At 57.1% G+C, this 14,606-nt stretch carries 15 protein-coding genes; 10 read left to right on the plus strand and 5 right to left on the minus strand.

The window, feature by feature from the left end:
• The first annotated feature begins 213 nt into the window (after positions 1-213).
• The 3 genes from OVA03_RS09480 to OVA03_RS09490 all read left to right on the plus strand — a co-directional run bounded on the left by OVA03_RS09480 (position 214) and on the right by OVA03_RS09490 (position 4,413).
• Positions 214-1,740: a tryptophan halogenase family protein gene (locus tag OVA03_RS09480; protein ID WP_267523988.1), complete on the plus strand. Its 1,527-nt coding sequence runs from the start codon at positions 214-216 to the stop codon at positions 1,738-1,740.
• A 1-nt stretch (position 1,741) separates the two neighbouring features.
• Positions 1,742-3,280, plus strand: coding sequence for a tryptophan halogenase family protein (locus OVA03_RS09485; protein WP_267523990.1), 1,539 nt, complete (start codon positions 1,742-1,744; stop codon positions 3,278-3,280).
• 146 nt (positions 3,281-3,426) lie between these two features.
• Positions 3,427-4,413, plus strand: coding sequence for an alpha/beta fold hydrolase (locus tag OVA03_RS09490; protein WP_420710423.1), 987 nt, complete (start codon positions 3,427-3,429; stop codon positions 4,411-4,413).
• Positions 4,414-4,519: 106 nt separating this feature from the next.
• Here the strand turns inward: OVA03_RS09490 and OVA03_RS09495 are convergent, their stop codons facing one another.
• Positions 4,520-4,978 carry an Lrp/AsnC family transcriptional regulator gene (locus OVA03_RS09495; RefSeq protein WP_267527707.1) on the minus strand — a complete coding sequence of 153 codons (459 nt, stop codon included), beginning with the start codon at positions 4,976-4,978 and terminating at the stop codon, positions 4,520-4,522.
• A gap of 134 nt (positions 4,979-5,112) precedes the next feature.
• On the opposite strand from OVA03_RS09495, the gene alr reads away from it, so the two are divergent.
• Both alr and OVA03_RS09505 read left to right on the plus strand, forming a co-directional pair.
• Positions 5,113-6,234, plus strand: coding sequence for an alanine racemase (gene alr / locus OVA03_RS09500; RefSeq protein ID WP_267523992.1), 1,122 nt, complete (start codon positions 5,113-5,115; stop codon positions 6,232-6,234).
• The gene (locus OVA03_RS09505) at positions 6,231-7,478 is read left to right on the plus strand and encodes a D-amino acid dehydrogenase (RefSeq protein WP_267523994.1); all 1,248 of its coding nucleotides are present in this window, start codon (positions 6,231-6,233) and stop codon (positions 7,476-7,478) included. The genes alr and OVA03_RS09505 overlap by 4 nt, the downstream gene beginning before the upstream one ends.
• Before the next feature lie 49 nt (positions 7,479-7,527).
• Here OVA03_RS09505 and mgrA read toward each other — a convergent pair whose 3' ends face one another.
• Together mgrA and OVA03_RS09515 are read right to left on the minus strand one after the other, a co-directional pair.
• Complete coding sequence (gene mgrA, locus OVA03_RS09510) at positions 7,528-8,556, minus strand: L-glyceraldehyde 3-phosphate reductase (RefSeq protein WP_267523996.1); 1,029 nt, start codon at positions 8,554-8,556, stop codon at positions 7,528-7,530.
• Positions 8,553-9,383 carry a kinase gene (locus OVA03_RS09515; RefSeq protein ID WP_267523998.1) on the minus strand — a complete coding sequence of 277 codons (831 nt, stop codon included), beginning with the start codon at positions 9,381-9,383 and terminating at the stop codon, positions 8,553-8,555. Before OVA03_RS09515 ends, mgrA begins: the two co-directional genes overlap by 4 nt.
• Before the next feature lie 187 nt (positions 9,384-9,570).
• Between OVA03_RS09515 and OVA03_RS09520 the strand changes: the two genes are divergently transcribed.
• Both OVA03_RS09520 and OVA03_RS09525 read left to right on the plus strand, forming a co-directional pair.
• Entirely contained in the window at positions 9,571-10,341 is a 771-nt protein-coding gene (locus OVA03_RS09520) for a response regulator (protein ID WP_267524000.1), read from the plus strand.
• A gap of 131 nt (positions 10,342-10,472) precedes the next feature.
• Positions 10,473-10,751: a hypothetical protein gene (locus OVA03_RS09525; RefSeq protein ID WP_267524002.1), complete on the plus strand. Its 279-nt coding sequence runs from the start codon at positions 10,473-10,475 to the stop codon at positions 10,749-10,751.
• A gap of 6 nt (positions 10,752-10,757) precedes the next feature.
• Here the strand turns inward: OVA03_RS09525 and OVA03_RS09530 are convergent, their stop codons facing one another.
• Positions 10,758-11,075 (minus strand): DMT family transporter, encoded by a 318-nt coding sequence (locus OVA03_RS09530; RefSeq protein ID WP_267527708.1) that lies wholly within the window; start codon positions 11,073-11,075, stop codon positions 10,758-10,760.
• Between the two features lie 203 nt (positions 11,076-11,278).
• Between OVA03_RS09530 and OVA03_RS09535 the strand changes: the two genes are divergently transcribed.
• On the plus strand, positions 11,279-11,743 hold the full coding sequence (locus OVA03_RS09535) for a DUF4442 domain-containing protein (protein ID WP_267524004.1): 465 nt from the start codon (positions 11,279-11,281) through the stop codon (positions 11,741-11,743).
• On the opposite strand, the gene OVA03_RS09540 is transcribed toward OVA03_RS09535, so the two are convergent.
• Complete coding sequence (locus OVA03_RS09540) at positions 11,740-12,003, minus strand: response regulator transcription factor (RefSeq protein ID WP_267524006.1); 264 nt, start codon at positions 12,001-12,003, stop codon at positions 11,740-11,742. The genes OVA03_RS09535 and OVA03_RS09540 overlap by 4 nt on opposite strands.
• A gap of 252 nt (positions 12,004-12,255) precedes the next feature.
• Between OVA03_RS09540 and OVA03_RS09545 the strand changes: the two genes are divergently transcribed.
• Together OVA03_RS09545 and OVA03_RS09550 are read left to right on the plus strand one after the other, a co-directional pair.
• On the plus strand, positions 12,256-13,875 hold the full coding sequence (locus tag OVA03_RS09545) for a sensor histidine kinase (protein WP_267524007.1): 1,620 nt from the start codon (positions 12,256-12,258) through the stop codon (positions 13,873-13,875).
• Positions 13,872-14,522 (plus strand): response regulator transcription factor, encoded by a 651-nt coding sequence (locus OVA03_RS09550; RefSeq protein ID WP_267524009.1) that lies wholly within the window; start codon positions 13,872-13,874, stop codon positions 14,520-14,522. Before OVA03_RS09545 ends, OVA03_RS09550 begins: the two co-directional genes overlap by 4 nt.
• Positions 14,523-14,606 lie beyond the last annotated feature (84 nt).

Here is a 14,606-nt window from a genome sequence, read left to right on the forward strand (position 1 = left end):
TTAAATCCTTTAGGATACGTTCGTTGCGTAGCCTAAGCCTTTGGCGCGACGCCTATGGTGTCGCGCCAATCTTTCCCCAACTGAACTGCGAAAGGGAGCCTCCCTCCCTTTTCGCAGCTTTTTGGGCCGCTTTTTAAAGCCACTTTTTTGAGTTGATCCGCGCACGCGATGCGCCCATCCTGACCCCAAAATATAACCATCAGGAAACGCGATATGGATAAGGCCATCAGCACCATTGTCATCGCCGGTGCCGGCACGGCAGGCTGGATGACGGCGGCGGCGCTTGCCAAACATTTCCAGAATACGCCGGTTAAAATCCGTCTGGTCGCCGCCTCAGACATCGGCACCATCGGCGTCGGTGAAGCTACCATTCCGACCATCCGCACCTTTACCCAAAGCCTCGGCCTTGATGAGATGGAGATGGTGCGTGCAACCCGCGCTACCATCAAACTGGCCATCGCCTTTAAGGACTGGAACCGCAAAGGCACGACCTTTTTTCACCCCTTTGGCGGCTACGGCGAAGACTTTGGCGACGTCGCTTTCCTGCAGGTTTTGAGTCGTTTACGCGCCGAAGGACACGCGCCCAACCTTGATGACTATTGCTTAGGCGCGGCTCTGGCCAAGGCCGGAAAATTCGCCATGCCCGCCGGTCAAGCTCCATTTTACGGCGCGTTCTTTGACTGGGCCTATCACCTCGATGCCGGACTTTATGCCGACTATTTGCGCACCTTTGCGATGGGTCTGGGGGTTGAATATATCGACGCGCGGATTGAAGCCGTTAATCTTGATCCCGACAGCGGGCACATCCGGTCGCTGGGTATCAACACCGGCACTACGGTGGGCGGCGACCTGTTTATCGACTGCACCGGCTTTCAGGCCCTGCTGATCGGTAAGGCGCTGGGTGTGGGATACGAAGACTATGGCCAGTGGCTGTTCTGCGACCGCGCCTATGCGGTGCAGTCAGAAACCACCGGCCTGGCACCGGCCCCCTATACCGAAGTCACCGCCCGCGACGCGGGCTGGCAGTGGGGCATCCCTTTGCAGCACCGGCGCGGCAATGGCTATGTCTATGCGTCGAACTTTACCGATGATGAGACGGCGCTTGCGACCCTCACCGCCAATGTGCCGGGCAAGATGCTCTTTGAACCGCGTCAGATCAAATTCTGCCCCGGCCGGCGCCAACAGGCCTGGGCCAAAAACTGCGTCGCCATTGGCCTGTCGTCAGGATTTCTGGAACCGCTGGAATCGACCTCGATCGCGCTCATTCAAACCGGCATCGAAAAGCTGAAACAACTATTTCCCGATAAGGGTTTTCACCCTGCTTTGACCGACGAATATAACGATATGTCGCGTCGCGAATTTGAGCGGGTGCGCGATTTTATCATCCTGCACTATTACGCGTCTGATCGTGACGACACCGCGTTTTGGCGGGCCTGTAAAACGATCGACCTGCCCGACACCCTGCGCCATAAGATCGAGCTTTATAAGGCCCGCGGCCATTTTGTGCGCTACCGCTGGGAGATGTTCCACCCGCAAAGCTGGCTGGCGATCTATGACGGTTATGGCTGGCACCCGCAGGCCTATGATCCGGCTACCGACGGCCTGAAACGCGATGACATGATAGAGGCTTGTAAACAAATGGCCGACTTCATCACAACCACCGTCGCCAAGGCCCCGACCCATCAGGACTATCTCGACTACTGCAACCGCATGGCTAACCCCGCAAGAGCGAGTGCGTAACATGACTGACAATGCCATCACAAAAATCGTCATTGTGGGTGGAGGCACCGCCGGTTGGATGTGCGCGGCGATCCTGAGCCACTACCTGCCCAAAGGCCGGTTTGAGATCGCGTTGGTCGAATCCGAGCAGATCGGCACCATCGGCGTCGGGGAATCGACCGTGCCGCCAATCCTTGAGTTGCTGCGCAATCTCGGCATCAACGAACAGGACTTCATTCAGGCGACGCAAGGATCATTCAAGCTCGGTATCCGCTTCGATGACTGGCGAAAAAAGGGCGAGACATATTTCCATCCGTTTGGAAATATCGGCGGCCCGGTCAGGGTGTCAAATGGCACCGCGCTTAATTTCTATCAGTTATGGCTGCGTGCCAAACAGGCAGGCCATCCGTCCGGGCTTCAGGACTTTGCCCCTGCCGCCGTCATGGCCCATGCGGGCAAGTTCATGCTGCCGCAAAAGGCGCGCAATACACCCATCGGTTCGGCGGCCATGTCACTGCATATTGATGCGTCTCTGGCAGCCAAATTCCTGCGCAGCCATGCCGAAGGCAATGGCGTCATCCGTCATGAAGGCATTGTCGGTCAGGTCCATCAGCATGACACCGGCTTTGTCCGCAGCGTTGAACTCAAGGACGGGCGTGAGATCACCGGTGATTTATTTCTCGATTGCACCGGCTTTCGCGCCCTGCTGATCGCGCAGACGCTGAAAACCGGCTTTATCGACTGGTCCGATGAATTGCTGTGCGATCGGGCGGTGGCGGTACAGACCGAAAACATCAACCCGCCCCATCCCTATACCTACGCCCAAGCCCAAAGTGCGGGCTGGCGCTGGCGCATCCCGCTGCAACACCGGGCGGGCAATGGCTATGTCTTTTCGTCAAAGCATATTTCCGACGATGAGGCGGTGGCCGCCCTGATGGCGCAGGTCGAGGGTGAGGCCGTCACCAAGCCTATGATCATCCCGTTCAAGACCGGGATGCGTTCGGAACTGTGGTCGAAAAACTGCGTGTCCGTCGGGCTGGCGTCCGGCTTTATCGAGCCGCTGGAATCGACCGCCATTCACCTGATTTACCGGGCGATGGATTTCCTGCTGCGCTACTTCCCTGAGCGCGATTGCGATCCGACCCTGATCCGCGAATATAACCGGCGCATGGCGGCCGATTATACCGAGATCAAGGATTTCGTGGTGCTGCACTATTGCACGACTGAGCGCGACGACACGCCGTTCTGGCGCGATGTCAGATGCGCCCCCGTGCCGCAGACCTTACGGGAAAAGCTCGAACTGTTCCGCCTCAATGGCGCCTTACGCGAAGGGGTTGATGAACTGTTCCGCGCCCCGTCCTGGCAATCGGTGATGGAAGGGATGGGTGTGCGGCCACGCAGCTATCTGCCGCAAGCCAATCACATCAGCCACAGCGATCTTGAGGCGACACTCAGCGCCGTATCGCGGCAATTGCCGGCCTTTGTCGATACCCTGCCCAGCCACGGTGAGTTCCTGCGCCATCATTGTCCGGCCCATCTGCCAAAGGCGGCGGTCGCGTAACCTATACGCAGGTATAGGCAAACTCATCCCAAAACCCCGCCCTATCCCCCGTTGCCGCCCGCGACCGGACGCACGGCAGTGGCTATAGTCCGCCCGTAATCACGCCCCAAAGCCATTTCAGCACGGGTCGTCCGGAGACTATAACCATGACCGATATTCTGAAATCTTCCCGCCGCACCGTGCTGACGGGTGCCACCGGGCTGATCGCCGCAACCAGCCTCAGTGGAGCCAGCCTGAGCGGTGCCGCCGCGGCCCAATCCTTAATCCCTAAACTATCAGGAGCTAAAACCATGCATACCAGCTACGTCAAAACCAAGGACGGCGTCGAAATATTTTACAAAGACTGGGGTCCCAAAACCGCCCAGCCGATTGTCTTCCATCACGGCTGGCCGTTGTCCGGTGATGACTGGGACGCCCAGATGCTGTTTTTCCTAAACAAAGGCTTTCGCGTCATTGCCCATGACCGCCGCGGCCATGGCCGTTCCACCCAGGTTGGGGGCGGTCACGATATGGATCATTATGCGGCTGATGTCTCGGCTGTGGTCGAACATCTTGATCTGAAAAACGCCGTCCATATCGGCCATTCCACCGGCGGCGGTGAGGCCCTGCACTACGTCGCCAAATATGGCCAGCCCAAGGGCCGCGCCGCCAAGCTGGTGCTGATCGGGGCCGTGCCGCCGATCATGCTCAAAACACCCGCCAATCCCGGCGGTCTGCCGATCGAAGTCTTTGACGGCTTCCGCAAGGCCCTGGCTGATAACCGCGCCCAGTTCTACCTCGATGTCGCCTCAGGCCCGTTCTATGGCTTCAACCGCCCCGGTGCCGCCGTCTCTCAGGGCTCTATTCAAAACTGGTGGCGGCAGGGCATGGTCGGCGGCGCCAAGGCACACTATGATGGGATCAAGGCATTTTCCGAGACTGATTTTACCGAAGACCTTAAGTTTGTCGACGTACCAACCTTAGTCATGCACGGCGACGACGACCAGATTGTGCCTATTGCCGATTCCGCTCTGTTGTCAGCCAAGCTGCTCAAAAACGGTACGCTTAAGGTCTATAAGGGCTTCCCCCATGGCATGTGCACGACCCACGCGGACGTCATCAATACCGACCTGCTGGCCTTTATCAAAGGTTAAGCCATAAGCGCATGCCAAAAAGTGTGAAAGCGGTTTTTGGATTCACATGCGCGTAATCTAAAAAATAGCCGCGCGGGCAACCACCTGCGCGGCTACTTTTTTCCCGCTACTTTTTTCGTTGTGTCGCCAGCACATTGCGGATCGAAAAGCTGGAGTGTATACGCTGCACCCCCGGCAGTTTGGACAGCACATCATTGTGGATGCGCTCAAATTCGTGGGCGCTGTCGACATCGACCCGCAGCAGATAATCGGAATCGCCGGTCATCAGCAGACATTCACGAATTTCCGGATGGCGACGCACCGCGCTTTCAAAGCGTGAAAATGAGGCTTCGGTCTGCTTCTCCAGCGAAATGCGGATGATGACCGCAATGCCGTCTTCGCCCAGACTATCGCCAACCAGCGCCGTATAGCCGCGGATGACCCCCGATTGTTCCAGAATATTGATCCGCCGCAAGCAGGCCGAGGGTGATAACCCCACCGCCTTGGCCAGGGCCGCATTGCTAAGGCGGGCATTTTCCCTCAGATGACGGAGAATATTGCGATCGATCGCATCGAGAGCCTGCATCACGAAAACTCCACATCATTCGCAGATTGTTTCAATATCCCGCTTAATTACGCATTTTCAGCGACAAAACAATCTGACATTCAACGATCATTGCCCTATCCTTACATCAGAAACCAAACTTTTGCGGGCGGTTGATGCGCAATCTGTTGTTACAAACCCTGTCATCAGGTGCCGGAGGGTGCCTTCGGATAGATCTGCGGGCGCTGGCGGATAATTACGCGCGCCTGAAACTTAAGGCCCCGCACGCCGTGGCGGGTGCCGTGGTCAAGGCCAATGCCTATGGTTTAGGTGTCATCCCGGTCACCCAGACGCTTTATGCCGCCGGATGCCGTGAGTTTTTTGTGGCGCTGGCCCATGAAGCGTTTGACTTGCGCCCGCACCTGCCCGGCGATGCGCGGCTTTATATTTTGAATGGTCTGCCGCCGGGGGCCGAGGCCATATGTGCGGCGCAAGCTATTATTCCGGTGCTAAATGGTGTGGACCAGGTTGCACGCTGGGCGGACTGTGCGCAAAGCCTGGGCCGCGTCTTGCCGTGTGCACTTCAAGCCGATACCGGCATGTCGCGTCTGGGGCTATCAACCGATGAACTGGACGCCTTTCTGGTAGCACCTCCCAAAGGGCTCGATATTCGCCTGCTGATGAGCCATCTGGCCTGCGCCGATGAGCCGGAAAATACCGCCAATGGCTATCAGCTCAAAGCTATGCGACGGGCGATGGAACGCTTTCCCAATGTGCCGGTAAGTTTTGCCAATTCCGGCGGGATTTTCCTCAGCCCCGCCTATCATCATGACCTGATCCGCCCCGGTATCGCGCTTTATGGCGGCGTGCCCCATGACGGGCGGCCCAATCCGATGCAGCCGGTTGTACGCCTCGATATCGCCGTCACCCAGACCCGCACCGTGCCTGCGGGCGCACACATCGGTTATGGCGGTACGTTTATAACGGAACGCGAGATGCGGCTGGCGACCTTGTCGGCCGGTTATGCCGATGGCCTGCCGCGCGCTCTGAGCAACCGGGGGGCGGCATGGTTTGAGGGCGTGCGCCTGCCGATCTTAGGCCGCGTATCGATGGACAGCATTATCATCGATATCTCCGCCCTGAAACCGGATGCGTTACCGACGGGCAGCTTTGTTGAACTGATCGGCCCGCACCAGTCGGTCGATGATCTGGCGCGCGATGCGGGCACCATATCCTATGAGATTTTGACCCAGTTGGGGTCACGTTACTTCCGCCATTATATCCCGGTATCGTCATGAAAATCATTATCTTAGGCGCAGGCGTTATCGGCGTGACCTCGGCCTGGTATCTGGCAAAGGCTGGCCACGCCGTCACAGTCATCGACCGGCAGTCCGGTCCCGCGCTAGAAACCTCATTTGCCAATGCCGGTGAGATTTCGCCCGGCTATTCGTCGCCGTGGGCGGCCCCCGGCATCCCGCAAAAAGCGCTGAAATGGCTGTTCATGAAGCGCGCCCCGCTGATCATCCAGCCGATGTTTGATATCGACACCCTGAAATGGATGGGGGCGATGTACCTCAACTGCAGCTACGATGCCTACCATACCAACAAGGGCCGGATGGTGCGCGTTGCCGACTACAGCCGCGATTGCCTGATCGCGCTGCGGGGTGAAACCGGCATCGAATATGATCACCGCGAACTGGGCACCCTGCAGGTCTTTCGCACCCAGAAACAGATGGACGGGGTGGGTAAGGACACCGAGGTTCTGACTGAGGGCGGTGTGCCGTTCGAGGTGCTTGACCCCGCCGGATGTGCGCGCATTGAGCCGGGGATTGATACATCGAAAATCGTCGGCGGCTTGCGCCTGCCGCAGGATGAAACCGGCGACTGTTTTATCTTTACCAATGCCTTAGCGACGCGCTGCGAGGCCTTAGGGGTGAAGTTTATCTTTGACACCGCCATGACCGGCCTACGCCGTGAGGGCGGGCGCATCGTGGCGCTTGAGACCACAAAAGGCGACTATGAAGCCGATGCGTTTGTGTGTGCGCTCGGCAGCTATAGTCCGGCGTTTCTGAAACCGCTTAGCCTCGATGTGCCGGTCTATCCGGTTAAGGGTTATTCGATCACCGTGCCGATCGTGGATGAGGCGAAGGCACCCATGTCAACCGTGATGGATGAAACCTATAAGATCGCCATTACGCGCTTAGGGTCACGCATTCGCGTCGGCGGCATGGCCGAAATCGCCGGGTTTTCGAAGGCACTGCCCGCCATAAGACAAGAGACGTTGACCTTTTCGGTCGAAGACCTGTTCGGCGGGTCGGGCGATCAGTCTCAGGCCAAGTTCTGGTCGGGCCTGCGCCCGATGACCCCCGACGGTACGCCGGTGATCGGGGCCACGCGCTATAATAACCTGTGGCTCAATACCGGCCACGGCACGCTAGGCTGGACCATGTCGTGCGGCTCAGGGCGGGTGCTGGCCGACCTGATTAGCGGCGTAAAACCGGAAATCGAGACGGGGGATTTGAACCTAAGCCGGTATGGTTAAGCGCAATCCGAAAAGTGGACACCGGTTTTCGGATCAATTGCGCGCCAAACTATAGTTCCGACGACACCTTCCAGATATTAAGCCCGCCATCGACGGCATGGGTGTCGATCTGCGCCAGTTCCTCCGCGCTGAAATCGAGACGATCGAGGGCTTTGAGCGAATCCGCCAATTGCTCGACATTGCGCGCGCCAATCAGGGCCGAAGTCACCCGCGGATCGCGCAGCACCCAGGCAATCGCCATTTGGGCCAGCGACTGGCCGCGGCTTTGGGCTATCAAATCTAGCTGGCGGATGCGCTCAAGATTTTCCGGCGTGATCAGGCCTTGACGGAACGATCCGGCCTTGGCCGCACGCGCATCGGCGGGCACACCGTTCAGATATTTGCGCGTCAGAAAGCCCTGCGCCAGCGGCGAAAAGGCGATGCAGCCCGTGCCTAAATCCTCAAGCGTATCCAGCAGCCCGTCTTCAATCCAGCGGTTGAGCATCGAATAGGACGGCTGATGGATCAGCAGCGGTACGTTTTCAGCCGCCAAAATCGCCGCGGCCTTACGCGTCAGTTCCGGCGAATAGGACGAAATCCCAACGTATAGCGCCTTGCCCTGCTGGTGCAGGCTGATCAGCGCGCCCATCGTCTCTTCCAGTGGGGTTTCCGGATCGACCCTGTGCGAGTAAAAGATATCGACGTAATCGAGGCCCATGCGCTTAAGGCTCTGGTCACACGACGCGATCAGGTATTTGCGCGACCCACCGATGCCACCGTACGGTCCCGGCCACATATCCCATCCGGCCTTGGTCGAGATAACCATTTCATCACGATAGGGCTTGAAATCGGACGCCATAACCTTACCGAAGTTTTCCTCAGCCGATCCCGGAGGCGGGCCATAGTTGTTGGCCAGATCGAAATGGGTAATGCCCGCATCAAAGGCATGGCGCAGGACGGCGCGGCCGGTTTCAAACACATCCGTACCCCCGAAATTCTGCCACAGGCCCAGAGATATAGCGGGCAGTTTCAGCCCCGAACGCCCGCAGCGGCTATAGGGCATGGTGTCATAGCGGGCAGCGGTCGGGGTATAGGTCATCGGTTATCCTCTCCTGAGATCACATCCGTCACGCGCCGATCAGTATCAAGCTTAAGCACCAGATCGGCACGGGCGGGCATTTCGCTCAGGATATGCCGGGTCAGACGCTCATAGGCAAGGACAAAGGCCGCCACCTCATCATCGCTCATGACATGCTCGCCGGTGCGGCCGTCCTTGGCCAGACGTTGTTTCAGGTCGTGTTCCTGCTCGGTGCGCCAGCGTGTCACCACCTCGAAATCGGGCGCGGCCAAAAGCACCAGCCGGTCGATATAGCCAAACAGGCGCGCGTAGCTGCCCATCAGGGCCTGATTGACATAGCGCCGCCAGATGCCGTCCGGGTCGTGTTCGGCCTCAAAGCCATTTACCGGATCGATCAGATCATCATAGCCTTGGGAAATCGCCCCAACGCACCAGCCTTCAAACAAAACCACATCGACCGGCCCGGTCACCGGAGTCCAGGCTTGCGACGGATGCGGCTGATCGGCGGCCTTATCAAAGCGCGGCAACAGGGTCGCCCGTCCGGCTTTCAGGTTTTCGAGCAGCCGCTCTCCCAAAGGCGCATCATGGGTCATGGGCACACCGCGCGTCGCAAACAACGGATGGTAGCGGGCCGCAATATCGGCCCGGCGCTGCCGCGACAGATAAAGGTCATCAAGCGACAGTACAGCCACCCTCACACCCTCGCCTTCCAGCCGTTGCCGCACCTCAGCCGCCAGGGTCGATTTGCCACAACCTTGTGCACCGCAGATACCGACAATCAGCGGTTTAACCGCATTATCCCGCCACCCCTGCAACGCTGAATAGACGGTATCGGCGGCTTTGGTCATGGATCTGCCCTGAGATGTCTGACTGATAATATTATGGTCACACCGTAATCTTATCCCCGCCCCTGCAAAACAGCAAGCTTACCCAATCCTGCAACCACATACAGGCTTATTGTGGACAGGTCATTTTTTACTTATTAACTGAAGCTCATCATAATAAAATCTGAAACAGGAGCTTTCAGACGTCATTATGAGCCACAGCAGTGTTCTGGTTTTAAATCCAAACCGGGCGGAGGCTCAGTATATTGCGACGATGCTGGATGACCAGAAATGGCCAGCCATCGTCAGCTTTGATCCCTCATCTGCGTTTGACCTGATGAAATCGGAACGCTTTAAGCTTTTGATGTTTGAAGCCAATATCGACGGGGTCAATCTGACCGACCGGATTGATGACATCCGAAGGTTGGCGCCGTCTACGCCGCTTCTGATCGTGGCCCATGACCAGTGGGGGTCCCAGGCGCTTGAAGCTCAGATCGCCGGTGCCAGGGCGGCGGGGGCTGAGTTCACCCTGACCAAGCCCTTCAACAAGGATCAGTTGAAAACCATACTGGATGAGACGGCCAGCTATCACCGCGCCCGACGTACCGAGCATCACATACTGGTCATCGAAGACGATGAATTGCTGCGCACCAAGGTCACGCTGGTGCTGCGTCAGGTCGGTTATACCGTCTCCGAAGCCGTGAATATGGAAGATGCCTTTTTCGATCATAACCTGAGCCTTCTGGACATGGTCATCACCTCGATCCTGATCCCTGGCATTGGCGGCATCGCCGGTATCGGCCAGATCCGCAAGGACTGGCCCCACATCAAGGTGATCGCCATGTCGCAGGATGCCAACTCCAAAATCAGCGCCCTGCATGTGCTGGCCGCAGCCGAAGTCGCCGGCGCCAATGCCATTTTACCCAAGCCCTTTGCCATACCTGATTTTCTCAAAATGGTCGCCGCCGTCCTAAAGACCTGATCGGCCTAAGAATTAGATAAAATATTAAATTCTATCGGTTATTTATAACCTGTGCGGCGCTGAACTATTTTAATCTTACATCCCGACCCGCATGTCTAACCTTTAAACGTTGCGGTGCCGAAGGTACAATTATGACAGACATTCAGATCGGCTGGATCGTGGCAATGGCCACAGGCGCCCTGATTGGCGCTGTGGCCGGGCTGATTGCGATGATGGCCAAAATTAACAGCAAACTGTGGTTTAACATCGTCCTGGGCATATTCGGTGCCATCATGGCCTATACGGTCAGTTTCGTGCTCGGCTTAGGCGCAGGCACCGCCGCCGCCGTTGTCATCGGTGTCGTGGGTTCGATTGCCTTTTTAACGGCGCACCACCTGATATTGAACCGCCGAACCTGGGCCAAGTGGTAGCGAGGTTCAATGTGCGGTGGCTTTCAGGCCAATAATCGCCACCAGCAGCATAACCAGAAATAGAATTCTTAAAGGGGTTACGGCTTCCTGAAACAGGAAAATACCCAATATAGCCGCCCCCAAGGCACCAATACCCACCCAGACCGCATAGGCCGTGCCGATGGGTAAATCCGCAGCCGCCTTGGCCAGCAGATACATGCTTAAGGCCAGGGTGATAAGGGTAAAGGCCGAGGGAATGGGCTTTGTGAAGCCTTCGGAATATTTAAGCCCGATCGCCCAACAAACTTCTAACGCACCCGCGATAATCAGATAAATCCAGGGCAAAGACATTTGCGCATCCTTTCAAAGGTTGAAACAATGCGTCGTCTTGTCTTTCGGCGGGAAAGCCGCAGCGCAAGGCTACCGGGTACGGCGCGTCTCGTCCGGTAGGAGTTATATAAGGCGTGGGTTTGCTTATGTAAATAATCGTATCGGCTGCCCTTACGACAATCTGGTCAGAACATCCCAGACAGGGTAGCTTGAGACACATGAAAAAGCCTTTCCTCGTCAAAAACATCAACTTCTATCCGCCGCTGCTGGGGGCCGGAATCAAGGTCACGCGCATGAGCGACGACTATACCGAAATTGATGTCGCCATGAAGCTGACCTGGTGGAACCGCAATATCGTCGGCACCCAGTTCGGCGGGTCGCTCTATGCCATGACCGATCCGTTTTTCATGCTGATGCTGATGATGCAACTGGGCAAGGACTACATCGTCTGGGACAAGGCCGCGTCGATCCGCTTTGTGCGTCCGGGTCGCGGGCGGGTACGGGCCCTGTTTCGGCTCAGTCAAGACGAGGCCATGCAGATCCGCGATATGGCCGACCTGAATGGCAAGACCGAGCCGGTGCTGAAAGTTGACATTATCGATGACGATGGCCAGATCATCGCCGAAGTCGATAAGACGCTCTATGTGCGCAAAAAGGCCGAAAAGACCAAACCTAAGACCTAAACCATAATGCCCATCTTTTCGGCGCGAAAAGCCGCTTCGGCACGGTTACGCACTGACAACTTAACGAAGATGTTCTTTACGTGAGACTTGACCGTTTCCGGCGTGACGCCTAACCGGCGGGCGATATGCTTATTGGACAGGCCCTGACCAATCAGGCGCACCACGCTGACTTCACGCAGGCTTAAGTGTTCCGATTTTTGGGGTGCGCGAAACGGCGAGGCAAAGGACGACACCGGCGTGTCTGTGAACTGGGGGTGCATGAGATATCTCCTGACGTGAGCCGATTCCAGAATACCAAATCGCTCTGATTGCCTATCCTGACCCAAGGCAGGCCATGTCGGCAATTCTACTTGAGGAGAGATCACCTTAAGGTTTAGGTTCAGGGGACCCTATACCAAGGTATAGGCCGACAAACGCCCCTAAGCCTGAAAAACAATGGCGCAACTCGCCATAATAGCATATCTTATTTCGCTAATATACATTTTCCTAGTTCGCTTTCCGGGCGCTATTTTATGTCTTCCGCTACTAATTTGCCGACATGGCTGACGCTGAACGGCAACGGCAAACCCTTGCTGTCTGAGGATATGCTCTTTTTTCAAGCCTGCACGGCGGTGCTGATCGCCGCCATTTTCCTGATCGACACGCTGGTGCCACTGGGGACGGCTGTGGCCGTGCTTTATGTCGTGGTGATCCTGATGTCGGCCAATTTTTGCCGGCGTAAGGGTCTGATTATCCTATCAGCCCTGTGCGTGACCCTGACGATCATCAGCTATATTTCGGGACATGGTCAGGACCTTACCCGCGGGCAGATCGATGCAGTCACCGCCCCGCCCTTTATTCGCGCCCTGATCAGCATCGCCGCCATCGTCATCGCCACCGCTCTGGCACTAAAGACGCAATCGGCCACCCGCATATTGCAGGCCAACGAACAGCGCTTTCGCTCGATCTTTGAGACGACGCGCTTTGGCATTTGGGAAGAAGACTATAGCGCCGTCGTGGTCCGCTTTGGCGAGTTGCGCGCCCAAGGCATAGACGACCTTGACCGCTATATCGCGACCCACCCGGAATTTGTTATCGAGGCGGTCGGTTTGGTCCGGATCATCGATATTAATGAAACGGCGGTAAAACTGGTTAAGGGGACGCGTAAGGATCAGTTCATGTCCTCGCTTAGCACCATCTTTGTGCCGGAGACTATGCCATCGTTTGAGGCCTTGCTGCGGGCGCTGGCGCGGGGCGATCCGTCCTGTGAAACCCTTACCCAGATCCGCGCATTGGATGGTGAGTACCGCGATATCGTGTGTGCCACGACCTTTCCGGTCGATGATCCGACCTTTGCCCATGTGCTGGTATGTGTGCTTGATATTACCGACCGGGTGCAGTCGCAGACGGAACTGGCCAAGGCCCAGGCTGATCTGGCCCACGTCAGCCGGGTGACAACGCTTGGGGAACTGACGGCTTCAATTGCCCACGAAGTCAATCAGCCGCTGGCGGCGATCGTCACCAATGGCGAGGCGGCCCTGCGCTGGTTAAACCGGCCTGAGCCGGATATGTCAGAGGCTCACAGCGCCATTGCCCGTATCATCAGCGAAGGCCGGCGCGCCAGTGACGTCATCTGGAAACTGCGGGCCATGTCGGTAAAGGCCGAGCCCCAGTCGAAACCGCTCGACATCAACGATATAATTCATGATGCGGTCTTACTGACGCGGCACGAAATCAACAGCCATCAGGTGGCCCTGCAGCTTGAACTGGCGGATGATCTGCCGCAGGTGATGGGCGATAAAATCCAGATACAACAGGTCATCATCAATTTCATGCTCAACAGCATCCATGCCTTAAGCGACATCAGCAGCCATAGCCGCCGCCTCATCATCACCACAACTCTGGATGACCAGCACAGGGTGAAAGCCACAGTTGAGGATAACGGGTCTGGCATTCCGGCCGATCATGTTGAGGACGTTTTCAGTCCGTTTTTTTCGACCCGTGACGAGGGTATGGGCATGGGGTTGTCAATCTGCCGCTCGATCATACACGCTCACCACGGCCAGATATGGACCTCTCCCGCCACCCGCAGTCAAACGGGCACCGTCATGCAATTCACCCTGCCTTCGATCTTAGCCGGCGTCGCTCCATGAACGCACCCTTGCCCCCGGCCCTGACCATGTATAGTGCGCACGTCTTTATCGTTGATGATGATGCCGCCGTTTGCGAGGCCTTATCCAGCCTGTTTCGCTCCATGGGCTTTGAGGTCAAATGCTTTTCCACGGCCATGGCGTTTCTGGCCCACAGCCTGCCCGATGCCCCGTCCTGTCTGGTGCTTGATATCCGTCTGCCCCTCATTAGCGGTCTTGAGTTCCAGAGCCAACTGGCGCGTCAGAATCTCCATATCCCCATTATCTTCATGACCGGCCACGGCGATATCCCGATGTCGGTGCGGGCCATGAAAGCCGGCGCCGTTGATTTCCTGACCAAGCCGTTTCGCGATCAGGATATGCTGGATGCGGTGGCTTCGGCGATAAGCTTTGATCGTGAGCGCCGTCAGGGTGAAAAAAGCCTGCTGAGCTTACGCGAACGCTATAGCGCATTGAGCCCGCGCGAGCAGGAAGTCATGGCCTTTGTCACGTCAGGCCTGCTCAACAAACAGATCGCCGGCAAGATGTCGCTCAGCGAAATTACCGTCAAGATTCATCGGGGCCACGCCATGAAAAAGATGCAGGCCCGGTCGCTGGCGGAACTGGTCTCCATGGCCCGCAGCCTGGGCCTTGACCCGAACGGCCGCTAATCCGAGCTTAAACCATCGTATGATATCTCTTTAATCGTCAGGCTGGCATAGTGATAACTATAACCGGCAGCCATACCGACTTCC

The organism is Asticcacaulis sp. SL142 (assembly GCF_026625745.1).
Classification (GTDB): domain Bacteria; phylum Pseudomonadota; class Alphaproteobacteria; order Caulobacterales; family Caulobacteraceae; genus Asticcacaulis.